The sequence below is a fragment of the Paraburkholderia sp. SIMBA_030 genome (assembly GCF_046535245.1).
Lineage (GTDB): Bacteria > Pseudomonadota > Gammaproteobacteria > Burkholderiales > Burkholderiaceae > Paraburkholderia.
The window spans coordinates 1-24,117 of the sequence record NZ_JAWRXB010000002.1; the positions used below are offsets into that span (position 1 = coordinate 1).

Consider the following 24,117-nt stretch of genomic DNA (forward strand, 5'->3'; position numbering starts at 1 on the left):
GGGGAACGACGGCGTGCTGGTGTGGATGATCACCAGATCGTATTGCTGCGCGATCTCGAGCGAGGTGTCGACGGACAGGCCGTCGGCCGGGGCGTCGAGTACGCGGCTATCGGCGATGAGCGCGGCGGGCTGCGCGAGCCACGTCGGATACCAGAACGAGCGGATTTCACGCTTGGCCTGATAGCGCGAACCCGCGCCACCATCGAAACCGTCGTACGACGGCGCCTGCAAGAACAGGGTTTTCATGAATGCTTCGCCTATCAGATTGGGATGCAACGATTGTTTGTGTGAATGATGCCGCACCGGCTCGATTGGGCGCCGGGTTGGACTTGAATGCTTATCTGCCGTCGGAAGCCTTCATGATCCTCGGGCGTGGCCGCGTGACGCGATTATCCACCGGTACGCGTTCCCCGCGCCACATCACGTTCGAGCCGAATGCCGCGGCCATCCACTGTGCGGCCAGCAGGATGTCGCGCAGCGGCACAAGCGGGAGATCGCGCCAGAAGGAGCGCGAGTGATGCGCGCTGCGCGCATGCAGCATCACGCGCGACACAGCGCTCACGATCGTGCAGACCACCATCGCCCTGGCCGCGAGCGGATGCAAGCCGGCCTCCGCGCCTACCTGGAAATAAAGCGCGAGCAGCGCGCCGGCGAGCACCCACGGGGTCGTGAACGTGATAAAGAGGCTCGCGAAGCCGAACGGGTTGACTGAGCGGATAGTACGCAACCAACGCGTTTCGCGCTGCCACAATGTCGCAAAGGTGGGTTCGATGACATCCGTGGCCACCATCACCTCGGACAGAACCGTGCGCAGACCCAGGGCGCGGACATGCTCGGCGAGCCAGTAGTCGTCCGCGAGCGAATCCTTGATCGCCGCGAATCCGCCGATACGCGCGAGCGTCGCGCAACGCAGCACCAGGGTCGCGCCGAATCCGAAGCGCCGCGAGCCGCCTGCATGGGCAACTCGCACCGAAGGTGCGAACCATTCATTGATAAAAAGCGCACCGACGCGCGGCCAGAAGCCGCCGACACCCTGCGCGCGATAAAGGCAGGTCACGACGCCCACTTCCGGATCGGCCAGCGGCGCCGACACCGTTGCCAGGTAGTCCGGTTCGACGGCGATGTCGCTATCGGCGATCACAATGATGTCGTGCCGCGCCATCCCGGCCATGTTGATCAGGTTGCTGACCTTGAGATTGCTGCCGTGCACGCTCGCATCGACCGCAAGCTGTATATCGACCTGCGGATACGCCGCCTGCAAACGCCGAACGACGGCAATCGCCGGATCGCCCGGCGACGACACGCCGAACAAAAGTTGAAAGCACGGATGAGTCTGCTCGCAAAACGTCGCCAGATTCTCATACAGCCGAGGTTCCGCGCCGCAGAGCGGCTTTAGCACGCTGACGGCCGGAGCCGGTCGAGTTCCGTCAACGGGCGCGTTCCCGGTTCGTTCCGTGCCGAAGAAGGGCATTGCCAAAGCGGCAAACACGCCATAAATCGTGGCGAAGCAACACACAGTCATCAGCAGCCATTGGCAAACCGACAGCGAATGGGCCGTCATCTTCTGCTACTCCTGGCAGCCCGCCGCACGTCCGACGGCGGGCGACTCAAGGAATTTTCGTCAGGAACGCAAATCCGCATGATCTCAACTTCCCTTTGCATATCTTTTTGTTCGACGCTTTCCGCTTCAGCACACTGCAACAGGCGACATAATTCGGGTATTGTAATGTTTGAAATAATACAAAAGGAATTGCAAGTCTGAAGATAGTTTGATTCGCCTGCGCTTATCAGTTCTGCGTCTTCGCTATCACCGCACGGTTACTGGGCGCCGATTGAACCAGACTTTTACTTACCTCTTACTTATCCGCCACAATGAGCCGGAGAGCAGTCCGCGCGCGAGTACCGCGGATTCTAGCAATGCCCGTATCCGTTTTGAACGTCTGAATGTGCATTTCATCGTTGCATTAATATGGCTTGCTGTATTCCATTGCGTGGAACACGTGTACTGGTTTAGCGCGCCGCCTTCGGCGTTCATGGGTGTGCAGACAGCTTCACGTCCGAATGGCGTTGCCGATTGAACTGGTGTTCAAGACGAATCCGAAGTCCTTTATCGAGCCGCAAGAGCTGTTCCCGCACGGATCGCACACGTTGCTCGCTGGTCCCCTGCAAGCTGATTCGCTGATCCAGCAGGTCACCTCGGCGCACGATCGTCCAGTTGGAAACAGAGGCTTGCTCATCCTTTATACAGTCCAGAATCTGGTCGACGATGTCCAGATCCGGACCGGAGACGACGTTCAGAATATGGGTCAATCGAAAGCCTGGAAGACAATTTTCGAAATCGTCTTCAGTACCGCTGGTGCCGGTCGAGGAAGATGGGCAGGGCGTTGCGTGATGCATAGCGACTCCGGGAAGAGATGAACCGAACCGGTGCAAGCTATGCCGCTCCCGCTTCGTTGCCGACTATCGGCCGCATTGCCTTCGAGGAAGGCTTCCACCTTGCCCGGGAGGGGCAGGTTGGCGTCGGTGTATTACCGACTCTTAATGCTGTTTCGATGATAACAAAAAATCGAACAGCCTGCGTTCGACGCAACGAACCGCTTTGACCAGATCCCGAGGCCCCGGCGCGCGCTCGCGATCGTGCGCCGCACCCGCCGCTAGCAAGGCTGGAGGGTTCCTCGTCCTGTGCACCACGGGAAATTGTAGCGAAAAGCGAGAAACTGCGTTTATCAAACGGCCGCTGATCATTCATGCGGGATAACCGATACTTCAGCGGCAGGCTCGACCTGCTTCGCTGTCCACTGCCGATGCGACCCGGTATTGGGAAGGATCGGCAAAGTTACCCCATGTCAACTCCGCATCTTTTTATGCAGACGAAACTTTGTGGATCTCCGCTTGCCGCTGCGAATGTTCTTGCCGCGATTCGCGCAAATGTGAAGCGAAGCGTCCTATCCGGTTCGACTATCGCCCTGCTGGCGGCCAGTGTCGCGACAGGCTGCGCTTCGGTGACCGACGTCGTTGCGAGCGACAAACCCGACGTCTACATGGTGACGGCGCAAGCGACCGGCACCAGTCTCGCCTGGGCCCACGCGCACGAGAAGGCTGTGTCCGCGGCTGCCAGTTACTGCAAGCAGAAGGGGATGCAGCCCGCGATCAAATCAGAAGTGACAAGCGGCGTGAGCCATCTCGAACAACATAGCGCCACCGTGTCGTTTGAGTGCCACCCCCAGACATCGGCTGTCGCCAACGGGGCGGCGCATTGAGCGCGGCGCGTCCCGGCATGACAAAGACAGCGGCAAGGGTGTCGCCGCTTTGCGTGTCCTGACCCGGCCGTGTCGGTGACCCGGGTACGTTTCAAACACCAAGTCGTTTTGATGGGACCGGAAAGGGCGCGAATTAAAGGGCGGCGTCCTCGTCCAGCTCCTTATCCGAATCGTCCACAGCCATATCGCCAGCGTCGTGTATGCCGTACGCGACCATCAGCCGATACAGCGTGACGCGCGAGATTCCGAGCGCCGTCGCCGCCTTGCCGACCCGGTAATTGTGGTGCCGCAATGCGGATTCGATCGCTTTGCGCTCGGCCATTTCGCGCACGAGGTCGAGCGACGCCGTTGCCTTGTCGATCGGCGATTCGAGGCCGAGATCATGGGACGTCAGCAGCCTGCCTTCAGCCATTACGAGCGCGCGGCGCACGCGATTGATCAATTCGCGCACATTGCCGGGCCATGGATGGTTGCACATGGCATCGATCGCCGACGGCGTAAAGCCGCGAATCTTGTGGGTGCTTTCGGTCTTGTACTTCTGCAGGACGTAATGCGCGAGTATTTCGATGTCTTTGCCACGTGTGCGCAGCGGTGGCTCGTCGATACGCAGCACGCACAGACGATGGAACAAATCGGCGCGGAAGCGTCCATCGAGTGTCGCCGCTTCGAGGTCGACGTGGGTCGCCGAAATGACCCGTATGTCGACGGGAATCGATTCGTTGCCGCCGAGCCGCTCGATCCTGCCTTCCTGCAGGAAGCGCAACAGGCTCGCTTGGGCCGCGAGCGGCATGTCGCCGATTTCATCGAGAAACAGGGTGCCGCCGTTCGCCGATTCGATGCGGCCGATCTTGCGCTGCTCCGCGCCGGTGAACGCGCCGCGTTCGTAGCCGAACAGTTCCGACTGCAGAAGATGCGGCGGAATGGCACCGCAATTGATCGCAATGAATGGCGCCTTGCGCCGCGGCGAGCGCTGGTGGATCGCGAGAGCGGTGAGCTCTTTGCCGGTGCCCGATTCGCCGGAAATGAACACGCTGGCATTTGCGTTGGCGACCTTGCGAATGGTGCCGAAAAGCCGCTGCATCGCATCGCAGGTGCCAACCATCTCGTTGTCGCCCGGAAGGGCGGCTTCGGCGACGTTGTCAAGGTAATCCAGTGCCGCCATGCCGCGAGCATGGCTGAGCACATGGGAAATCCAGTCAGGCGACAGCGGCAGCGTGATGTAATCGAAACAATAATTGCGAATCAGTTCGCGCACCGCGCGGCTTGCCGGTTGGCCTTCAGCCCTGACCGCTACCCAGCCGATGGTCGATTCGCTCAGGCACGCCTTGAGAGCGGCAAAGTCGCGCGGCGCGAAGCCGTCGAAATCGATGAGACCTGCCGCGACGCCCGTTTTTTTCGTTGCGGCTTCTGCGCCGACGGCGGTTTTTGCCACGGTCACATCCCAGCCGATTGCGCGCATATTCGCCAGCAGCACCTCGTTCGGTGCGCGAGCAACGCACATCAGACGACGTTGGGTGTCCGGCTGGAGCGGGGGCGCGGACTGCGCCGCGCCGGCCGTCACGCAGGAACTCGTTCGAAAACGGTCAGGTGATTTTGGCACGGTATTCCCCCCTTCTTTTTGCGTTGTTGCACGCCTGAAAATCGGCTGTGCAGCAACGTCCGGTACTTTGATGCTACTCGCTGCGGACGCCGCAAAAAAAAAAGAATATCGGTGCCGCCGTTACAACGAGGTCCGCGAGGTGCCTGTACAGGGTTAACGTTCCGATTCGGCCGCGGATATATTGGTATTTTCCCCGGGGAAGTCCGGCCAGGGAGCATTGTGCGTTAGCAACTGACCCGCTAGCCGCCGCCCAGGGTGGGCAGAAGAGTCCGGTAGATGTGGATAAACGCCGGCCCCAGCAGGACGGTGAGAAGGGCGGGAAAGATGCAGAAAATGAGCGGAAATAGCAATTTCAGCGCGATCTTCGACGCCTGCTCTTCGGCGCGCATCCGGCGGCGGGTGCGCAGCGTGTCCGACAGCACACGCAAAGAGGAACCGATGCTGGTGCCGAAACGTTCGGCCTGAATCAGCATCGCGCAAAAGGATTCGACATCCTCGACACCCGTGCGTAGAGACAGATTGCGCAGCGCTTTCTCCTTGGTAAAGCCGGAGCGCATTTCGAGCAGCATCAGTTGGAGTTCGCTGGCTACCACCGGGCTGCGCAATTCGATTTCTCCTGCCACTTTCATCAACGCCGCATCAAGGCTGAGACCTGCGTTGACACGACCGCTGACATGACGAGCATTCCCTCGTTCCGCGTCGTCTGGCGTCGTCAGGCGGCGTGTGGCGGACCGTCACTCGGCCACGCGCGGCGCCGCGGCGGCGGGGGCGCCGACGGTGCGCTTGCGCAGCGGCCAGTACAGCGCGACCAGCACTGATGCGGGCTCGGCGTTGTCGTCGAGCCCGGTCGGCGGCCACTCGTGCGGCGCCGGTGTCCACATCGTGCCGAACAGGCGATCCCACAGCGGCAACATCTGCGTAAAGTTCTTATTGAAATGTTCGGCGCGGCGAGAGTGATGCAGCCGGTGATATTGCGGGTTGTTGACCCACGTAACGAAGCGACCGAGGTCGACGCGCAGGTTCATATGCGCAAAAAAGTTGACTGGCAAAAACACCAGGGTGGCGATGCCCGCGATCGACGGATCGACCCTGAACAGCACGCCGACCAGCGGAAACAGCAGGAAGCCCTTGAGTAGCACCTCAAACCAGTAGTGGCGCGTGGTCACGGTGACGTTGAACGATTCCGCGCTGTGATGCAACGAATGCATGCGCCACAGCAGCGGCCACGCATGTTGCAGGCGATGAAACAGATATTCGAGCAGGTCGATCGTGAGCACGAGCGCAAGAACCGATACGAGCACGCCCCTGCCGTGGGCGGGCAACACGATCAGGCCGCCTCCCAGCAGGTTGACGATCCAGACCGAGGCGGCCGCGGTCAACGGCCGCGCGGCCTGACCCAAGACCGTATAGATGGCTGAGTATGCGAGGTTCAGACGGATGGCCGCCCTGGACTGCAGACGCTGTACCGGCCGGCGCGCCTCGATCAACGCGCCTACTATGAACAGCGACAACACGATCTCATAGCCGAACCACCATTCGCATGCGAAGTGCCACAGTGCAGGAAGCGGATTGGACGCAAGCATGGATTTCCTCGATAGATACAAAGCCAGCTTCTTGCTTGGCATCGCCGCTCGATCTGTCGCGCTTGAGCAGGCGATCGATAAAACGCACGGCAATCGCCAGCGGAAGCAGCAGCGTGTTGAAGTCGATGCCGAACGATTCACAGGATCAGAACACCCCAGGAATCACCCGATAGCGCACATTTCCTTTGTACCGGCGATAGTTCTCGTCGGAAGACAGGATCTGCTCCTCACGCAGGATGCGCCCACCCTGCAAGGCAAACTGAAAGCCGTACACGAGAACGTTCTGCAAACCGAAGTTCGTCAGCAGAAAGCCAATATCCGCAACGAGGTAGCCGAGATACATTGGATGCCGTACGAACCGGTAGGCACCACAGGACACGACACCGCGGTTGGCCGGCAGAATGCCGAACGAGCGCCGCAGCGAAGCCTTTGCAACGAGCTGCCAGCAGATACCGGAAACCTGAAGCGCAGCCCCGACCGATTCCGGTACGAGTCGAGCCCCAGGTCCAAGCTGAACGGCAAGAAAGTAGTACGTGGCACCCATCGAGCACACGAATGCGAACGGCGTCCAGTCACGCTTGACCGGAACCCTAGTGAAAAGCGACAGACCCACGGTGAAGCACTCGGCGATTACCAGCAGCAACAGCGTGATACGTCCAGGGTCGGCAAGCCAATGCCGGATTGTGAAGTATGCGAATAGGCCCAGCAGCAAAGCCGAGCCGATCCGTGCCAATACTTCGAGCAGCGCCTCGCCCAAGCGCGGTATCGCCTTGTGCATCATGCACGCAAGGCTCCCGGCTAGAGGTATTACAAGTGCCGCTGTTTTGGTGGTGACCGTGCTCATGTCTTTCTCCGACTGTTCTTCCTGGGGCGCCGCATCGCGTGGGTCTGCATGATCGGGCTGGGTGCCGACATATATTCGTCGAGGATCCTCACCAATCCGCACAGATACTTTTTGATGCTTTCCAGTTCTCCGCTATCGAGCGTGCGATCGAAATCGGCCAGATCACGGTTGACCGGTTCAAAGTAAGCATCGATCATCGCCCGCCGGCCTGGAATAAAGCGCAACAGGATGCGCCGACCGTCGGTCGGATCGGATTCGCGTTTGATCAACTCGGCTTTTTCAAGGTTTTTCAGGGAAGTCGTGATCGTGCCAGGCGATAATCCCGTCAGTTTCGACAGCCGGCCAGGCGTGACGGGCTGCACCTCATCGTAATAAGCGACTTCCAGGCATTTCAGGTCGGTGACGTTCAGTCTCAGTTGCCCCGCAACAAATTGGTTGAAGGCCGCGAGCTTGACACCCAGCATGAACCGGAGCTTGACGACCTCCACGCGTTCGTCGGGAGCATGAGTCATGTTTGCACTCCAGTCCTCAAAACTGTGATAAGGCCGCACCTGCCTCACCGGACAGCGTCGGCAACAGTACGCGTATAACCTGAATGACCGCCGGGCCGAGCAACACCAGCATCAGCGTCGGAAATATGCAGAACATCAGCGGAAACAATAATTTGACGGCGATTTTCCCGGCCGCCTCCTCGGCCCGAAGCCGTCGCTTGAGCCGCAGATTTTCCGAATGCACGCGCAGCGAATCACCCATGCTGGTGCCGAAGCGCTCCGCCTGAATCAGCATGGCGACCAGCACGTCCAGGTCTTCCACGCCCGTGCGCAGTGCCAGGTTCTTGAGCGCGGTTTCCTTGCTTAACCCAGCTCTCAACTCGAGCAGCAGCAGTTGCAATTCTTCGCTCAACGTCCGACTTTTCAGGTGCATTTCATCAGCCACTTTCATCAGCGCCGCATCCAGTCCGAGACCTGCCTCCACGCACACCGTGAGTAGATCCAGCGCGTCGGGAAAGTCCTCGAAAATAGTCAGCTGGCGCAGGCGCACCTTGCGAGCCAGTGCGACATTGGGCAGGTAATAGCCAATACCCGCCAGCACCACCAGCAGGACCATAAGCAGACTGCCGTTATTGTTCGACAGGTAAGGTCCAACCGCCATCAGGCAGACGAGAGGCAGCCCGATGACCAGAACCGTCTTGGCGGCAAAAAAAACGCCAGGGGCAGACGGACCGCGCCATCCCGCGTGCATGAATTTCGTGCGCAACACCGAATGCTCCCATCCTTCTTTAGGAATCGAGAGTTTGGCGATCGGCTGCGAAGCCTGCACAACCTTCCTGACCCATTGCGCGACTTCGCCATCGTCCGGTTCCGACGAGGGCTGGCCGGAACTCGTGAGCTGACCAAGGCGGCGATGGATCGAGTTCGGCATGAGCAGCGCCATCACCCCGAATGCGACAAGGGCGACAATCACAAAAACAATGGCCAGCAGTATGAGTTGTTCATTTTTCATGGCAGGCATGGGATCGACCCATCTCCAAAGAATGAAAGTGACGTGTCTCGATCAAACATGGATGCGAATGACTTTTCTCATCCAGACCACGCCGAGCATCATCATGACCAGCGCCACGCCGATCAGTTTTATGCCGGCCGGATCGGTCCACAAAACGCTAAGGAAACGCGGATTCACTATCGAAATCAGAAAGGCCATCACGAACGGCAGAGCCCCAAGGATCCAGGCCGACAGTCGGCCTTCTGCCGACAGCACCCGGACCTTGCCAAGCAGCGCGAGCCGGCTGCGGATAAGCTGGCTGATGTTGGCGAGAATTTCGGCCAGGTTACCGCCACTTTCGCGCTGAATCAGCACTGCGATCACGAAGTAGCGCAGATCGCCGATCGGTACGCGGTTGGCCAGCCCCCCCAACGCGTCGTTGAGCGGCACGCCAAAATTGATTTCGTCGAACGCCGTGCGAAACTCGGCGCCGATCGGCTCGGGCATTTCGTCGCCCACGATGCCGAGAGCCGTCGAAAATGAATGACCGGCCCGCAACGACCGGCTGATCATATCGGCGGCTTCGGGCAATTGCTCCTCGATCAGTCTAAGCCGCTTGGCCTTGGCCCGGCTAACTTTGAGCGGCGCAAAGAGGCCCGCGATCAGCATCGCCGCCAATTGCGCCAGCAACGGCATGTAGATCAAGCTGCCGACCGCCCATATCACCAGCGGCGGAAACACGGTGTAGGAAAAAAATTTCCCCACCGACCAGCTCAGCCCCGACTGAACCAGCCGGCGATCAAGCACTTGAATGCGCGGTACCCGCAGCAGCAGGCCGGTCATCAGCGGTGAATTGCTCAACTCGCGCTGCTTGAGAATCGACACCGCCTTGTCATTGGCATGCCCCCCTGCGGACATCATGCGGATGCGGCTTTCGAGGCGTTTGGCAGCGCTGCTGTGCCGGCTCTGCCACCAGATATTGCCGGCCTCGATCAACAAAATGATCGCAAAGAACACCAGGATGATGAAGCCGTAGTAAAGATAGTTCATGACGATGTCCCATTTATTGAGGCGGCAGCATTCCCACCGCCGCCTCCGTCCTGCCAGTCGTCTTTGTCAGCCGCCGTTACACCGGATAGTGCTGTGTCGGGTCATACAATGTATCCGGCACCGCCACGCCAAACGCTTGCAGCCGCTCGGAAAATTTCGGCCGCACGCCCGTCGCGCAAAAGTACCCGCACACCTTGCCGTCCTTATCCACACCGCTACGCTTGAACGTGAAGATTTCCTGCAAATTGATCACCTCGCCTTCCATGCCCGTGATTTCCTGAATGCTGACGATCTTTCTGCGCCCGTCGGTAAGACGCGCCACCTGAATAATGACGGTGATCGCCGAGCTGATCTGGTGGCGCGCGGCCTTGGGTGGCAGATTCAATCCGGCCATGCCGATCATGTTCTCGAGCCGTGTCAGCGCGTCTCGCGGGGTATTGGCATGCACCGTCGCGAGCGAGCCCTCATGCCCTGTGTTCATCGCCTGCAGCATGTCCAGCGCTTCGGGGCCGCGTACTTCACCAAGAATGATCCGGTCGGGCCGCATCCGCAGTGCGTTGCGCACCAGCGAGCGCTGCGTGATTTCCCCCTTGCCTTCGATGTTGGGCGGACGCGTTTCGAGCCGCAGCACATGCAACTGGCGCAACTGAAGCTCCGCAGCGTCCTCGATCGTCACGATGCGTTCGTCGGACGGAATGAACCCCGACAGAACGTTGAGCAATGTCGTCTTGCCGCTGCCCGTGCCGCCCGAAATCAACGTGTTGATCTTGGCAGCCGAAAGCGCTTCTAGCATCTGAACCATCGGTGGCGTGAGGCTCTGATAGTCGACCAGGTCCTTCACTGTCAGCGGATTGACGGCAAAACGGCGAATCGACAGCAGCGGGCCGTCGATCGCCGACGGTGGAATGATCGCATTCATGCGTGAGCCATCCGGCAGACGTGCATCCACCATCGGGTTCGATTCGTCAATGCGGCGGCCGACGCGCGACACAATCTTTTCGATGACTTTCATCAAATGCGCGTCGTCATAGAACGTGACATCGGTCAGTTCCAGTTTGCCGCGCCGCTCGATATAGACGTGCTTGCACGTGTTGACCAGAATGTCGGAGATCGTCGGATCCGCCAGCAGCGGCTCGAGTGGTCCAAAGCCAAGCATCTCGTCACGCACGTCGCGTATGAGGTGGCGCCGCTCGACCTCGTTGATCGGAATGTTGTCTTCTTCGATGATGCGCTCGACCAACTGCGCCAGTTCATGCTGGATCTGTTCGTTCGACAGGCGCTGGAGTTTTTCCAGCTCGACGCGGTCGATAATGGCCTCATGCACGTTCTTCTTGAGTTGCTGGTACGCTCTCCTGGCCATTTTGTTTCGGCTAAGGCTTTGCTCGTGCGCAGACACATCACCCTGTTCACAAAATTGCTCGCGCAGCGTCAAAATGTTTTCCATTTTCATCTCCTCTCTCAAGCCCTGCTTAACACCGGCTTACCAAAGAATTTCTGCAGAATGCTGCGATGATCGTTTGCTTTTGCTGGCGGCGGCGACAGGCTTCGCACCAGTTCGCTCAGACTCTTTGCCACGCCACTCGATTTGGCGAGCCGCAGAATCGGTACACCCTGATTGATCGACGCCGACACCAAAGCACCGTCTTCCGGAATCACGCTGGCCACCCGCAGACCCAGTGCCTTCTCCAGTTCGGGCAACCCCACCGGCCCCTTCTTCTGATAGCGATTGACCAGCACGCGCACCTTGTCACCCCGGTAGCCGAGCGAGCGGAAAATATCGAGCAGCCGGCGGCCACCGCGCAAATACGGCAAACTCAACTGCAGCACCGGAAAAATGTACTCGCTCTGGTCGAGTGCTGAAATCGACACGTTGCTGATGCTCTGGCCGATATCGAAAATGATCAGGTCGTATTGACTCCGCACCAGATGCAGAATCCGCTGCAAATGTTCCGGTTTGATTTCCTTTGCCTTGGCCGGATCAGGTGCGCCGGCCAGCACATCGAAACGATCGCTGACGTGAGTCAGGCACGCGTCGAGAAATGCGGGGTCGAGCCGGTCGATCTGGATGCTCACGTCGGCCAGCGTGGCGGGCGGTGTGACTTCCGATACCAGAAAGGCCGCCTCACCGAATTGCTGATTCAGATCGATCAGCAGCGTACGCTTGCCGACCGCCGACGCGGCGAACCCCAGATTAGCGGCCAGGAAAGAAGTGCCGCTTCCACCTTTGCAGGACACGAAAGAGATCACCCGGCCGTCGCACCGCGTGCCGGTAACTTTTTGAGCGATGCCTTCGATGGCATGCTGCAGGTCTTTTGGATTAGCCGGCCACGGCTGCACATCGCGCACGCCGGCACGCATCGCACTAATCAGCAGATCGGCGGACGGCGACGGTGCCAGCAGCATGCAGGCCAGACCGGCTCGCTGTGCAGTGAGCGCAGTGAGTGTGCCGAAATCCTGCTGCGTCATCTGCGCGCCATCGATAACCAGCAAATCGACACCGTCGAGCGCCTGCTGATGCGCGCACAGATCGGCCAGCCCGGTGGTTGATGTCCTGACTCGGTGATGGGACTCTCCCGCCGCGACGATCCGGGCGATCGCGCTGGCATGTGCGGGATCTGATGAAATCGTGAGGATGTCGATCATTTCGTTCTTCCGTGTGGATGGGCGATGTACTAACTGCAAGTGGGATTGGTGCCGTTCACACTATTCAGGCTTTCTCTTGGCAAAGTTGTCGAGAATGGCGGCATCGATATCGAAAGCGGCATAAAGGGCATGACAGTACTGACAGTGACGTTGGTCACGCTGACCGTGACCGCGATGCATGACGAAGCGTCGCAGCCCGACGGCGTGTAGGCCACGGTGACGTTGGCCGGCTGCAGGATCGGCAACAACTGCTGCATCTGTGCGATCACCGGGTTGCTCGCCGACTGGCTGCTGTTGATGTCGCAGACCACTGCCACACGGGCGCCAAGCCGGGTCGCTTCCGCTGCGGTGTTCCAGTAAAAGAGCACGCGCCCCATCTCCATGATGCCGATCAGCAACGTGAAGAAAACCATCGATATCAAGGCAAATTCGAGCGCCGCGGCACCGCATTGGCGCCGGGCGCCACGCGAACGATGGATGTTGAGCGTTTTCATAGCGTCTGCCTCATCACGCAGCTGATATCGCCGAAGATCAGATTCGCCAGATTAAAAAAACCGGTGATCTGCGAATACGGATATCCGGTAACTTTCACTTGCACTAGATTGATCGTGTCGCCGGTCGGATCGGTTTGCACGTTCTTGAATTGCCCGGTACAGCCGCTGGTATTCACCTGATCGCACACCACGACCATATTCGTCGTCAATCCCTCGACGAGAGGGGAGCCCGAGCAGTCATTCGTGCCGTAAGCAGCGAGACACTGGGCTTGTGCGATCGGGTAGGTGCTCGTCGTCGGATCGTATGCTGACAACAAGCGTGTCGCGTCGCGAACCGACTTGACGATCGTGTTGTACTCATAGAACGCATGACCGAACTCGGCGATGCCGAGCAGCAGAATGATCATCGGGATCGACAGCAGCGCGAATTCGACGGCCACGGCGCCCCGCATGCGACGAGGGGATCTTTTTCGATTGCGCATGACGGCTCTCCTATTGGACCAGCACGGGCACCATCGGCCCGATGCCGGCAGTCGTGCTGCCGGGAATACCCTGCGACGCACAGGGCGAAGTCGGGTCGGAGGCATCGCCGCGATATTCGATATAGATAGAGCCGTTGAGCGCCTGGTTGTTGTTTTTCTCCATTGGGTGAAGCATCAGCACGCAGGCCCATGACTGAATCGTCGATTTCTGGCTGCTTGTCAACGCCCCGCAGTCGACCACCGGGACCAACGCCAGTCGGCGGTCGGCGCCACTGGTGTAATAGCTTGTCGGTTGTGGCCCAGAGCTGGATCCCTGAACGGACAGCCCCGATGCCGTATCGCCCTGGTAGGGTGTGCGGCCCGGCCGCCGCTGGTCGCGAAAATCCGGGAAAGCATTCGATGTGAGCGGTGCCCCGCCGTTGAACGGGGTCACGGGCGAGTAGGCATAGCCGGTGAAATCGGGCACCGCAGCGGAGGGATCAGGCGGAGCATTGTAGGGATTCTGGTAAATCCCGAAACGGGTATTCCAGGGACCGTCCATGCTCTGAATGTTGCCTGTCGCGCCGACCTTGCTGCCAACCGTGGGTAACGAGCACTGGCCTCCACCCGTCAGGAGTGCCTTGATCTCGGGAACCGTCATGAGACTCCCATCGGAGTTGTAATACTTGACCCACATGAAGTTGCCGGTCAACTGGTTATCCGAGCCGACCTTGCTGGCCAGCCACTGGCCCACCGTATAGGGGGTTGCGGCCGGCGGCTGGCAAACGGACACCGGCAGTGCACACGTCGTCTGCGACTGCGTGGTCGACGCTACCGCGGTTGCAGCAACAGCTGACGTGCCAAGCGTGGCGCTGATCACCTGCATGAACCAGTTGCTGATGTTGGCGCGGTTGACGGTACAGCGCACAAAACCGATGCTGGGCACATCTGCAGCACTGAACTGGTCTTTGGTCAGATACGGGCCGGTAAACTGCTTGCTGAATGTGACGTTGCTGTTGGTCGTGAGCACGACATTTTCACTCTGCAGCAACACCCGATTTTTCTCGCCGACAGAAATACCCGCTGCCTCGGGCGTCGCCAGCGACACCGCCTTCGTGAGGTCGCGTGCAGCCGCCAGCGCACAGGAATCGGCGGCGTTGGACAGCTCGCTCTTGGCGGTGTACAGCTTGCCCAGATCGAGCGCGAGACCGGCGAAGCCGATCAGCACCGCGAGCGTCAGTGCAACGATGATCGCCACGACGCCGCGCTCGCCCCGACGAACTGGACCGCACGCACCAGATTGCATTACGTGACGCATAACGACCTCCCCAGCATGTTGTTTTCACTGACCGCCGGCGCCGCCGCTCCCGACGCCGATGACGAATGCATTCGGCGCGGGGGTGGGCTGTTGAAACGACTTTTCGTAGGTGTCCATCGCCGAGACGGCGGACTTGCCGTCGATGCCCGGTGCGGACTGCGCATGCTCGGCGGCGTGCGGATCGATGATCTGCGCCTGCATGACGGCGCGCTTGGCCTCGCCAAAGTGGGCGTCCCAAATCGGCGTGCTGGTCATGCAGCCGCTGAGGGCAGCGAGCATCGACACGGCGAGCACGGACCGATGCGGGAAGACGATGTGTGCGAGTTTCATGAGAGTCTCCTTGACGATGGCATCAGTGTTCGGCGGCCTGGCCAGCCGCATCGGTCTTTGCGACCTGCTGCGGCTTGTGGCCCTGCGTGCTTGCTGCGGCAATCCTGGCGGCAGCGCTTTCGATGCGCGCGGCGCGCTCGGCCTCACGGTTGGTGGTCGGTTGCGCTGCTGCCGTTGTTGCTGGCGATGTCGCTGCTGTTGACGGCGCCGCTGCCGACGTCGGGCTCGGCACCGCGGCCTGCGGGGCAGGACGCGGCAACGCTGTCGCAACGGGCGCAGCGGGCGTTTGTGGCGCCGGTGCAGGCGAGGGCAGCGGTGCCGGCGGGCTCACTGAAGCCGGAGCCGGTATGGGTGAAGCGGCCGGGGCAGCACCGGCAGGCGCGGCAGTCACCTTCGGATGGCGGCCTTCCATGTTGCCGGTCGCGTAGACATCGACTGCGTTGGGCTGCGAGAAGCTGTCCGTCGGCAGCGGCAGATCCGCGGTTTGCAGCGGCTTGACGAGATGCGGCGTGATGATGAACACGAGTTCCGTCAGGTCCTGCTGGAACGACGTGCTGCGCGCCAGCGCACCGAGCACCGGCACTTCGCCAATGCCGGGAATGGCTTTCAGCGCGCCGGTGACGTTGCTCTTCATCAGTCCGCCGATCGCAAACGACTCGCCGTCGCTCATCTGGACGACAGTGGACGCGCGCCGGGTCGTGATGAGCGGCAGGATCGACACACCGCTTACGTTGGTCGCGCTGAGTGTGATGCCGGTCGGCGACAGCTCGGACACCTCGGGTGCGACCTTCAGGCTGATACGGCCGTTGGATAGCACGGTCGGCGTGAACTTCAGGCCGACGCCGAATTCCTCTTCCTGCAGCGTGATCGTAGTCGCGCCTGTACTGCTGCTTTGCGGCACCGGAATGAATATCTTGCCGCCGGCGAGGAAAGTGGCCTCCTGCCCACTGATTGCGACGAGGTTCGGTTCGGCGAGAATCTTGACGAGGTCGTCGGTCTTCTGCGCATCGATGGCGAAGGCAAGCGGGCGGTTGTTCGCCTTGCTGCCCGTCACGACGCTCGTTACGCCGGCCAGCAGGTTGCTCACCAGCGCGCCGCTCCATGAACCGAAGCCGCCCTGAATGTTGAGCGCCGAGCCCAGCTGGTTGATGAGCGTCTTCGACACCTCGGCGACCTTGACTTCGAGCATTACCTGCTGCGGCGCATCGACCGTCATCATGTTGATCACCTCGGCTGGCTTGCTGGTGCTCGCACTCTGCTGGCTCACGCTGGTGGCTCCGTTGCCGACGCTGCCGGACGCCGCCTGCGATTGCTGGGTGGGCTGCGCGCCTGCAAAGGCCTGCGCGATCTGCATCGCCTGCTGGGCAGCCGGCGAACTCGACGCGTGCCCCCCGAGTACCAGGTTGCCCGCTGCGGTCGATACCCGGATGCCGCGCTCCTCGGGCAACAGTTGCCCAAGCGATTGCTGCAGTCCGTTGGGATCGATGTTGACGATCACGTCGATGATCTGGCATGAGCCGCTGTGTCCCTGAACGATCATGTTGGTCGTACCGACCGCCATGCCGACGAGGTAGAGCGTGCGCGGCGACACCAAGGTGGCCTGCACGATCGACGGGTTGCCGAGCGTGCGGTTGCGTGCCGGTTCGGCGAGAGGCACGAGCGTCGACTTGCCGATCGGCACGATGACGCTGGTTTCATCATGGATCGCGCCGGTGCAGTTCGGGCCACGCAGCGGCGCGGCGACCGCGGCTGTACCGGCCGGCATCGGCGCCATGCTAATCATCATCGGCGTCGGCCCGCGGCCTACCGGCAACGGTGCTTTCATTGCGCCTTTCGCGAGAGCCGGGCTCTCGATCGCCTCCTGTGCTGCGCCGTTTTGTGCGGCGAATATTCCGGTGCACAGCGCCGCGGCGAGCACGATACTGCCCGGCGAGCGGCAACGCATCGCGCTGCCGGATGAGAACCCCAGTTTCGTCTTCATTTTTTCATGCCCCCGTTACCGATATCGGTCAATCGAGATTTCTGTTCTTTGCCTTCGTGGCGCCCGCTGCACGGTCCGTCATCGCAGATGCCACCACGTCCAACCTAGAAACATTCGACACTGCCTAACACGCCCGAGAGCACGCCGACACAGTCCCGCTTCGCCGCAGGTCGTGCGGCGTAGTGCACACGCGCCGGACGTGCGGGTAAAGCAGCGGGCGCCGAGGCCGGCAGGGCTGGCGTGCCGAGCAACGTGACCTTCGTTGCACCGATGGTGGGCAGTGTCGCGGTATCCACCTGATTGCGCAGCACCAGTGACAGCGTGCCGACACTGCGCGCGAGGTCGAGTTTTTCCGCCTGCTCAGGTGTGACTTCGAGCGTGACCGCGTTGACGACTTTCGGTTTTGTTTCGTCGCGGCCCACTTCCTGCGCGACAGCCAGCACCAGAATTTTTTCCAGTACGATCTTGGAGATGCTTTCGTCGTTACCCGATTTGTTCGCGCTGCCTTTGTCTCGCTGGGTGCTGACAATGATGTCGACATAGTTGCCCGGCAGGGCGAAGCCCGCCACGCCGATCACGTCATTGACGCGCACCGTGATTGCGCGGCGGCCTTCTGAGATCACGGCGGATAGCCCGCCCTGTGTGCCGACCGGCGTCAGCTTGCCCTCCAGAATCGGTTCGCCGCGCAGCGCGCTGTTTTTCATCACACGCCCGTCGAGTTTCTGCACATCGGTGAACGCACCGGCCGGTATGCTGCCCGCAGGCCAGTCGACCATCTTGATGAATTCAGGGTTAAGGCGTTGCCCGAGATTGAGGTCAAGGGCGGCGACCGCAACTTTGGTCGTCATCCCCGACGATCGATCCATCAGCCAGCGCGATGCCATCGCGACCGCACCGAGCCCCGCCACTGCTGCGACCAGCAACATCACCAACGCACGTACGTTCTTCATGATGAATCTCCTTGATGCTTGACCTGTGTCCTGACTAGAATTTCCGGCCGCCTAACCGGTCACTTAACCGGCCGCGAATTTTTTTGCTACCCACTCCGCGCCGCCCTGCTGCTGTGGCGGCGGGTTGTCGTGTTCGCCGACCACCGCGAAGTAACTGTTCCAGGCGCGCAGCAGGTTCGGCCCGTCTGCTACGGCGGGCTGTTCGAGGTATCGCGCGTTGGCCAGCACGATGCGCAGCAGATCACCCGGATAACACGCCAGCAGTGGCCGGCCGGACGACATATGCAAGTGATGCACGAGATACTCGAAGGCGTCGTCGTCCGACGCCACGGCGAGTTCTTCACGGCGCTGCTCGTACACGGCGCGATACTCGGCGACATCGAGTGGGCCGACATACAGCTTGCAGCCGAGGCGCCGGAAGAACGCTTCATCGCCGAGGTCGGCGGGTGAGAAATTGCTCGAAAATGCAACCCAGACGTCGAAGGGCACTGAGAAGCGCAAACCGGTATGCAGCGTGAGCATGTCGCGTCCACGATCGAATGGCACGATCCAGCGGTTGAGAAGATCAGCCGGCTCCACGCGCTGGCGGCCCAGGTCGTCGACAACGTAGAGACCACCGTTGGCCTTCACGTGCGGGGGTGCCTGATAAAAACCGCTTGCCGCGTCGTAACGCAGTTCGAGCATGTCGAGCGTCAGCTCGCCGCCGGAAAGCACGGTGGGCCGCTTGCAAATTTGCCAACGAGCATCCGAAGGCGCGCTCAACGCACTTTCGGGCTGCGTCGAGCCACAGAGTTCATGAATAAGCGGGTCGAAAATCTGGATAACTTCGTTTTCGACCACGATTGCGTACGGCACGGCGACGTGGCCCGGCAGCAGCCGCCCCAATCGTTCGGCCAACGAAGTCTTACCGCTGCCCGGTGGGCCGAAAAAGATCACCGGTTTGCCGCTGTTGACTGCGCCTCCGATGTCGTCGAGCAGCGTTCCCCTGACAGTCAGGCCGGCAAAGGCAGCCCGCATGCCGGCGCGGGTGGCCTGCATCTGCCGCACCGATTGTCGCTGCAGCACGGCTTCGTATGTGGCGAGCGCGACCGGCGCCGGGCCGACGTAGCGGCAATGAGCCATAAACTCGGCTGCGCGCTGACGCCCGTTATCGGTCAACTGAAGGTCGACGTCCATATCGCTGGCGCCGCGCCGCACGATCTCCAGCACCCGTTCGCGCACTGCAAAGGCCACCACGCTGTCGAGCACGTTGACGCCCAGCTTGAGGCGCTGCACCAGTTGAGACAGCGACACCTTGCCCAACAGGAAGGCAGTCTTGGCCACCATTTCAAGCAGGAAATTTTGATCTAGGCCGGTATCGGCGATCGTGCGTGGCGCACGCGCCAGCAGATGCGTTTCTGCGCCTCCCCCGTCGAGGCGAGCCCGGCTGGCATCCTGCAGGCGACTAATGTCAGCAGGCGCGCCCGGCGCCGTTTTCAATTTGTCGGTCATGCTATTTCCCCGGTTATCCCGTGCCGCGCACGAGCCCTGCTGTACTTCTTGCTCTTTTCCCCTTCTGTGTGGGGGCTTCCCGCATGGTCGAGCGCTCGCGCGCTTAGCCGTCAGAGCGTGCCACCCCTCGTCTGGAGAAACATCACGCAAAGCGTGCCGAGGGCAATCGCGACGCCGTATGGCAGCGACCCTACCGAGGTGAAAGTAGCGCCTTTGCCTCGCACCTCCTTGCTACCTAACGAGGCGGTTCCTGCCAGGACGATTGCCAACATGTTCGCGCCTGTATCCTTCACTGCACGCTTGAGAATGATCGTCGCCAGCGCCCACACGCCGCCCAGCACGCATGTCACGAGCACAATCTCCAAGGCAATGTCTGGTCCGGCAAACGCGCCGACCGCCGCCATCAGCTTTACGTCGCCCGCGCCCATTGCGCGCAGCAGGTACAGCGGCAAGAACAGGCTTCCACCGGTGAGCATCCCGAGCAACCACCGACCGCCACCTTCACCCACCCCATGCAGGCGCCACTGTATCGCCAGCGCCAGCGCCAGCCCTGTCAGCACAAGCCAGTTCGGAATGCGACGGGTTTGTAAATCCCAGCCCGCGGCCACCGCCACCAGTCCCAACAGGCACACACCGACCGGAAATTCAAAGGCGTTCATGGAGTCCCCCGTTTTCGTTTCGCCAAGGCAAAACAGGGAGCCGACCCAAAAGAATATAAGGGCCCGCCCTCTTCTCAATTTTTAAGGCACTACGATAGCGCTAAACCAAACACCAAGGTTGTTGAACAGGGCATTGAGCCCCGCGCCGAGAGCCGTTGCGCCGGCAATAATGGCCACCCCCACCAGCGCGGCGAGCAGGCCATACTCGATAGCCGTCACACCCTCTTCTTCGCGCAAGACGTTGCGAATCACATCAAGAGCCTTTTTCATCTGAGCCCCCCGAAAAAAGTTTCTTTCTCAAGCGCACTTCGCCGGTACGACGCAAGGAACTGCCCTGAAGCACGTACGGGCAGTTCCTTTGCCGTCGGTTATGCGGCGGCGGCAGCAGCGGCACCGGTCATTCTCACGCCGAGAGCGTTGAACAGAGCGTTGAGTTGCGTGCCGAGAAGTGTTGCGCCGGCGATAATGGCTACCCCCACCAACGCAGCCAGCAGGCCATATTCAATTGCCGTCACACCATCTTCTTCGCGGGCGAAATCACGGATCAGGTTGAGAGTATTTTGCATTTGAAGCTCCTTGAAAAAAAAAGAAGTTTTTAGTACACCCAAGCATGCCCGCTGCGGGACCGAGCAATCATGAAAGGCTGCTGACTGCGCAGCCGGAATTGGCCTGGCTCACCGGTTCGGTACTGGAGCCCATCGTTTCGGTATCGTGTGCTCCAGCCGTTCCCCTCCCCAACGCCATCACTGCGGAAACTTCGATAACCGTCGACGCCGGTGACCGCTGTTCCCCGCCGTCGGCACTACCGTCCTTGAAGGTTGGTTATATGCCGAAGCTTTCCGGCGCCGCGGAATTGATACCCCCGTCAGCAGTTCTACGGCGCCTGAAACCGCGGCGCCCTGTACTGCTCAAGCAGTGCGCCACCGTTGCGAGACACTTAGCGAAAAGAATGCCAGCCCGTCGAAGGGCTTGATGGCATTGAATGTTTCGCACAATCAAAAGATCTGGACGCGCTGCGCCGTCCAGAATGTCTCAGTTTTGACGAGCCTTTGGCGAAATCGGCCCAAATAGCCGGAAAAATGCTTCACCGCCACCTTACGAAAGATGGCTGGGTCCGGAGGCACGTGTTGTTGCGATCAGCGCTAAGTCCGTGCGAATGGCCCCTGTCCGCCTTGCCACCCTAACCATTTGTTTTTCCAAAGAATAACTGGCCAACTCGCCGCCAGAAAAGGTAAGGAGTCCGGGATCTGCGAAACGGCGACGTCTCGCCGACTGATCGTTTGCTCATGCGAAGAATGTTCGCTTGAACACAGAGCCGAATTATTTTGGTAAGGAGAAACACGGGGAATGCGCAGTGCCGGCGCTGATCCGGCTATCAAAGGAAACCGGCGCAGCTTGTTGCAACGCTGATACGTCAGTTATATCTCTGGTTCTCACGCATCCTTCCGCTCATGCTGGCTTGGGCCAACCTCCACGGCAGCTTCATTTTCGGCCTTGCGCTTGTCGCGAAAGCATGGATTGAAGCGAAGGAGGGGCGGGGCAGGCTTGCGCATTGCTTCTGGCGATGCCCCTTGGCCAGGCTTTCGGTCGCAACGAGCCTGACAGCCCAGGCCACCTCCCTTCGCTACGCGGGGCCGTCGCTGGCCTGGCTTGCTTGGCGCTATTGACGACACTACGCATGGCGCACCCCCCTCGTGCGTACTAACGATCACGTGTCGCCGGTCACCGCGCTCGATCACGTTCCGGTCGGCGTCCTGCATAAGCCCGTGATCAATAGCTATGAATTTGGCGGCTATCTGATTTTCAGGCGCATCAAGCCGTTCATCGACGGCCGTGCCGACATGTATGGGGATCATTTTCTCGCTGACTACGTCACAGCCTTTTCGCCGAATCGCGCTGCCTTCGAGCAGATCGTGGAGAAATACAGGATCCGGTGGGCGCTTCTCAGTGCCCACAGTCCCGCTTTGATCATGATCGACGCGCTTCCCCAATGGCGACGCCTGTATGCAGACAGCACTGCCGCGGTGTACGTTCGCGATTAAGGAGGAGATGGTCCGGTGGGGATCTGCACTGCGACCGGTCATCCTTTAGTCCGCCAGAATGCCGTCTTGATCCTTGCAAGCATTGAGCCGCGTCAGCGGCCACGCGTACCCGTTCATATGGCGCTCACAGGAAGGCCGGATCGATACCGCCAGCCCACGCAAGGCGACGCAGCGATCCTTTATCGAACGGGATCGAATCATGAAATTTCTTATCGTCCTGACCTCGCACGACCCACTTGGTAACGCCGGCGAGAAAACGGGCTTCCGGCTCGAAAACTCGCGCTGTAATAAATATTTCGCAATGTTGAGATAGGAGAATAGCCGCTTCACGAAAAGCTAACCTATAAACACAATATTCAAATATAAACTAACCCAATACGCTTAAAATGAACTACCATCATTCAAGTTGCCTATTCAAATTCCGATGCAGTCCGGATCAACCCATAAGCCATGCCAGACATGGCATCCGCTGGTATCGGCGATGCCGTTGTGAGCGGCAGCGCTTCCACGCGATGCAAAAGTAATACTCAGACGAAACGACTGCGTTCATAAAAAGCATTCCAGATATTGCATTCGAAAATTTAACAGTTATGATGACGTCTCCGTGGTTCGATTTCTCGAATGATCGCTTACGGAGGAGATGGCAGAAATATTTGCCGGGCATTCACGCTGGAGAGAGTAATTAATACTCCCCGCGCAGACAGACTAAATCGAGGTGACAATATGCTGAGTCCCCATGAATTCGCGACGTTAATGCTCATCAAGAACGCACCGGACCAGATCGAACTGGACCGCGCCGAGCTTGATACGCTGCTGGAGCGTCAACTCATATCGCTGGAAAGTCTCACGTCAGGACGTCCACGTCCGCATGTCACAAGCGACGGCGACTCCATTCTCAAGGCCATCACCCGGATACGCTAGACATCTGCTGCGTCCATCCCCTTGTCCTGAATGAAATCGTAGCGTTTGCTGTCCCCCATGTTCGACACGAATGCTGCTGCATCACACGGCGAGCGCACCGAAGAAACAGTCATGAACGGAGCGTCCCAGCTGGTGTTCAAGTTGTAGTGCCTGTTGATGTAACGACCGATGTAACGACCGTCCGAAGTCCTCGCGACGCATGCTGCCTGGCAGGCGTCCTTGCACTTCGATTTATCCCAGCATTGCGATCCGCCGCAACACACCCGTCCGATCGGGGTTTCGCGCGCCGGATCGAATTTTGAGGAATTCAACAATGGCTCTATCGAATCCAGAACAAGTCGCTGCCGCGAAGGCCAACCTCGACGCATTCTTCGGGTTGACCGGAAAGGTCTTTGAAGGCGTCGAAAAACTGGTTGCGCTGAACCTGCAGGTCGTCAGGTCCACGCTGGCCGAGGCGCAGGAGCACATGAAGAAGGCGCCCGGCACGACAGACCCGCAGCAGTGGTTCGCGCTGCAAGCAGGTTTTACCGGACCCTTCGCGGAAAAATCGCTGTCATATGGCCGGCAAGTGTTCGACATCGCGTCGGCCACCCAGGTCGAGGTCACACAACTCGCACAGGCGCAGTGCGAGCGGTACAACGGTCGCGTGCAGGCACTTGTCGAAGAAACGGCGAAGCATGCTCCCGCAGGTTCCGAAGCAGCGATTGCTGCGTGGAAATCCGCGATTGCCGCCACCACGACCCTGTATGAAACGCTGCAGAAAACGGGACAACAGGCCGTACAGGTTGCCGAGAGTAATTTTGATGCACTCACGGCCACAGCGTCAAAGGCCGTGCGAAGCAACGCCGAGCAAGCTCCCGTAGCGGCGGGCGCGAAGCGATAGAACTGGCGCGGGCAGCGATGCCCGCGGTGCGGTTTCTGTAATACATGAAGGATTCCTTATGGATAGGGATCCCGGCTTCCAGTACATCCAATTCCTGGACTGAAGGCAGTGTTGCTCCAGATGAG

At 60.0% G+C, this 24,117-nt stretch carries 26 protein-coding genes, 2 pseudogenes and 1 riboswitch; of the genes and pseudogenes, 4 read left to right on the plus strand and 24 right to left on the minus strand.

Annotation, left to right across the window (positions count from 1 at the left end):
* The 3 genes and pseudogenes from SB772_RS03085 to SB772_RS03095 all read right to left on the minus strand — a co-directional run.
* A pseudogene (locus tag SB772_RS03085) lies at positions 1-246 on the minus strand (hopanoid biosynthesis associated radical SAM protein HpnJ); the annotation flags it as partial.
* Positions 247-337: 91 nt separating this feature from the next.
* Positions 338-1,561: a bacteriohopanetetrol glucosamine biosynthesis glycosyltransferase HpnI gene (gene hpnI / locus SB772_RS03090; RefSeq protein ID WP_410831821.1), complete on the minus strand. Its 1,224-nt coding sequence runs from the start codon at positions 1,559-1,561 to the stop codon at positions 338-340.
* A gap of 470 nt (positions 1,562-2,031) precedes the next feature.
* Positions 2,032-2,397: a hypothetical protein gene (locus SB772_RS03095; protein ID WP_410831822.1), complete on the minus strand. Its 366-nt coding sequence runs from the start codon at positions 2,395-2,397 to the stop codon at positions 2,032-2,034.
* A gap of 42 nt (positions 2,398-2,439) precedes the next feature.
* Positions 2,440-2,550: riboswitch (SAM-I-IV-variant riboswitch) on the minus strand.
* A gap of 380 nt (positions 2,551-2,930) precedes the next feature.
* Between SB772_RS03095 and SB772_RS03100 the strand changes: the two genes are divergently transcribed.
* On the plus strand, positions 2,931-3,260 hold the full coding sequence (locus SB772_RS03100) for a hypothetical protein (RefSeq protein WP_410831823.1): 330 nt from the start codon (positions 2,931-2,933) through the stop codon (positions 3,258-3,260).
* A gap of 133 nt (positions 3,261-3,393) precedes the next feature.
* On the opposite strand, the gene SB772_RS03105 is transcribed toward SB772_RS03100, so the two are convergent.
* From SB772_RS03105 to SB772_RS03200, 20 genes and pseudogenes are all read right to left on the minus strand, one after another.
* Positions 3,394-4,821, minus strand: coding sequence for a sigma 54-interacting transcriptional regulator (locus SB772_RS03105; protein ID WP_410831824.1), 1,428 nt, complete (start codon positions 4,819-4,821; stop codon positions 3,394-3,396).
* 278 nt (positions 4,822-5,099) lie between these two features.
* Entirely contained in the window at positions 5,100-5,576 is a 477-nt protein-coding gene (locus tag SB772_RS03110; protein WP_410832239.1) for a type II secretion system F family protein, read from the minus strand.
* A gap of 18 nt (positions 5,577-5,594) precedes the next feature.
* On the minus strand, positions 5,595-6,443 hold the full coding sequence (locus SB772_RS03115; protein WP_410831825.1) for a sterol desaturase family protein: 849 nt from the start codon (positions 6,441-6,443) through the stop codon (positions 5,595-5,597).
* Between the two features lie 37 nt (positions 6,444-6,480).
* Positions 6,481-6,564: pseudogene (locus SB772_RS03120) on the minus strand (methyltransferase); the annotation flags it as partial.
* Between the two features lie 24 nt (positions 6,565-6,588).
* Complete coding sequence (locus SB772_RS03125; RefSeq protein WP_410831826.1) at positions 6,589-7,224, minus strand: methyltransferase family protein; 636 nt, start codon at positions 7,222-7,224, stop codon at positions 6,589-6,591.
* A 59-nt stretch (positions 7,225-7,283) separates the two neighbouring features.
* Positions 7,284-7,799 carry a MarR family winged helix-turn-helix transcriptional regulator gene (locus tag SB772_RS03130; protein WP_410831827.1) on the minus strand — a complete coding sequence of 172 codons (516 nt, stop codon included), beginning with the start codon at positions 7,797-7,799 and terminating at the stop codon, positions 7,284-7,286.
* A gap of 16 nt (positions 7,800-7,815) precedes the next feature.
* Positions 7,816-8,799 (minus strand): type II secretion system F family protein, encoded by a 984-nt coding sequence (locus tag SB772_RS03135; RefSeq protein ID WP_410831828.1) that lies wholly within the window; start codon positions 8,797-8,799, stop codon positions 7,816-7,818.
* A 42-nt stretch (positions 8,800-8,841) separates the two neighbouring features.
* Positions 8,842-9,819 (minus strand): type II secretion system F family protein, encoded by a 978-nt coding sequence (locus SB772_RS03140; RefSeq protein ID WP_410831829.1) that lies wholly within the window; start codon positions 9,817-9,819, stop codon positions 8,842-8,844.
* A gap of 76 nt (positions 9,820-9,895) precedes the next feature.
* A complete protein-coding gene (locus SB772_RS03145) occupies positions 9,896-11,251 on the minus strand; it encodes a CpaF family protein (protein ID WP_410832240.1) in 1,356 nt (451 codons plus the stop codon).
* A gap of 26 nt (positions 11,252-11,277) precedes the next feature.
* A complete protein-coding gene (locus tag SB772_RS03150) occupies positions 11,278-12,462 on the minus strand; it encodes a CpaE family protein (RefSeq protein WP_410831830.1) in 1,185 nt (394 codons plus the stop codon).
* A gap of 29 nt (positions 12,463-12,491) precedes the next feature.
* A complete protein-coding gene (locus SB772_RS03155) occupies positions 12,492-12,956 on the minus strand; it encodes a TadE/TadG family type IV pilus assembly protein (protein ID WP_410831831.1) in 465 nt (154 codons plus the stop codon).
* A complete protein-coding gene (locus tag SB772_RS03160; RefSeq protein WP_410831832.1) occupies positions 12,953-13,396 on the minus strand; it encodes a TadE/TadG family type IV pilus assembly protein in 444 nt (147 codons plus the stop codon). Before SB772_RS03160 ends, SB772_RS03155 begins: the two co-directional genes overlap by 4 nt.
* A 52-nt stretch (positions 13,397-13,448) precedes the next feature.
* A complete protein-coding gene (locus tag SB772_RS03165) occupies positions 13,449-14,675 on the minus strand; it encodes a pilus assembly protein TadG-related protein (protein WP_410831833.1) in 1,227 nt (408 codons plus the stop codon).
* Positions 14,676-14,759: 84 nt separating this feature from the next.
* On the minus strand, positions 14,760-15,065 hold the full coding sequence (locus tag SB772_RS03170; RefSeq protein WP_410831834.1) for a hypothetical protein: 306 nt from the start codon (positions 15,063-15,065) through the stop codon (positions 14,760-14,762).
* A gap of 22 nt (positions 15,066-15,087) precedes the next feature.
* The gene (locus SB772_RS03175; protein WP_410831835.1) at positions 15,088-17,046 is read right to left on the minus strand and encodes a type II and III secretion system protein family protein; all 1,959 of its coding nucleotides are present in this window, start codon (positions 17,044-17,046) and stop codon (positions 15,088-15,090) included.
* A 104-nt stretch (positions 17,047-17,150) separates the two neighbouring features.
* On the minus strand, positions 17,151-17,996 hold the full coding sequence (gene cpaB, locus SB772_RS03180; protein WP_410831836.1) for a Flp pilus assembly protein CpaB: 846 nt from the start codon (positions 17,994-17,996) through the stop codon (positions 17,151-17,153).
* 63 nt (positions 17,997-18,059) lie between these two features.
* A complete protein-coding gene (locus SB772_RS03185; protein WP_410831837.1) occupies positions 18,060-19,487 on the minus strand; it encodes an ATP-binding protein in 1,428 nt (475 codons plus the stop codon).
* A gap of 110 nt (positions 19,488-19,597) precedes the next feature.
* Entirely contained in the window at positions 19,598-20,146 is a 549-nt protein-coding gene (locus SB772_RS03190; protein WP_410831838.1) for a prepilin peptidase, read from the minus strand.
* Positions 20,147-20,227: 81 nt separating this feature from the next.
* The gene (locus SB772_RS03195; protein WP_410831839.1) at positions 20,228-20,416 is read right to left on the minus strand and encodes a Flp family type IVb pilin; all 189 of its coding nucleotides are present in this window, start codon (positions 20,414-20,416) and stop codon (positions 20,228-20,230) included.
* Positions 20,417-20,514: 98 nt separating this feature from the next.
* Complete coding sequence (locus SB772_RS03200; RefSeq protein WP_410831840.1) at positions 20,515-20,712, minus strand: Flp family type IVb pilin; 198 nt, start codon at positions 20,710-20,712, stop codon at positions 20,515-20,517.
* 1,128 nt (positions 20,713-21,840) lie between these two features.
* Here SB772_RS03200 and SB772_RS03205 point away from each other — a divergent pair.
* Together SB772_RS03205 and SB772_RS03210 are read left to right on the plus strand one after the other, a co-directional pair.
* Complete coding sequence (locus SB772_RS03205; RefSeq protein WP_410831841.1) at positions 21,841-22,188, plus strand: hypothetical protein; 348 nt, start codon at positions 21,841-21,843, stop codon at positions 22,186-22,188.
* Positions 22,189-22,911: 723 nt separating this feature from the next.
* Positions 22,912-23,109, plus strand: coding sequence for a hypothetical protein (locus tag SB772_RS03210; RefSeq protein ID WP_410831842.1), 198 nt, complete (start codon positions 22,912-22,914; stop codon positions 23,107-23,109).
* Here the strand turns inward: SB772_RS03210 and SB772_RS03215 are convergent.
* Complete coding sequence (locus SB772_RS03215; protein ID WP_410831843.1) at positions 23,106-23,420, minus strand: hypothetical protein; 315 nt, start codon at positions 23,418-23,420, stop codon at positions 23,106-23,108. The genes SB772_RS03210 and SB772_RS03215 overlap by 4 nt on opposite strands.
* Positions 23,421-23,422: 2 nt before the next feature.
* Between SB772_RS03215 and SB772_RS03220 the strand changes: the two genes are divergently transcribed.
* Positions 23,423-23,992 (plus strand): phasin family protein, encoded by a 570-nt coding sequence (locus SB772_RS03220; protein ID WP_410831844.1) that lies wholly within the window; start codon positions 23,423-23,425, stop codon positions 23,990-23,992.
* Positions 23,993-24,117 lie beyond the last annotated feature (125 nt).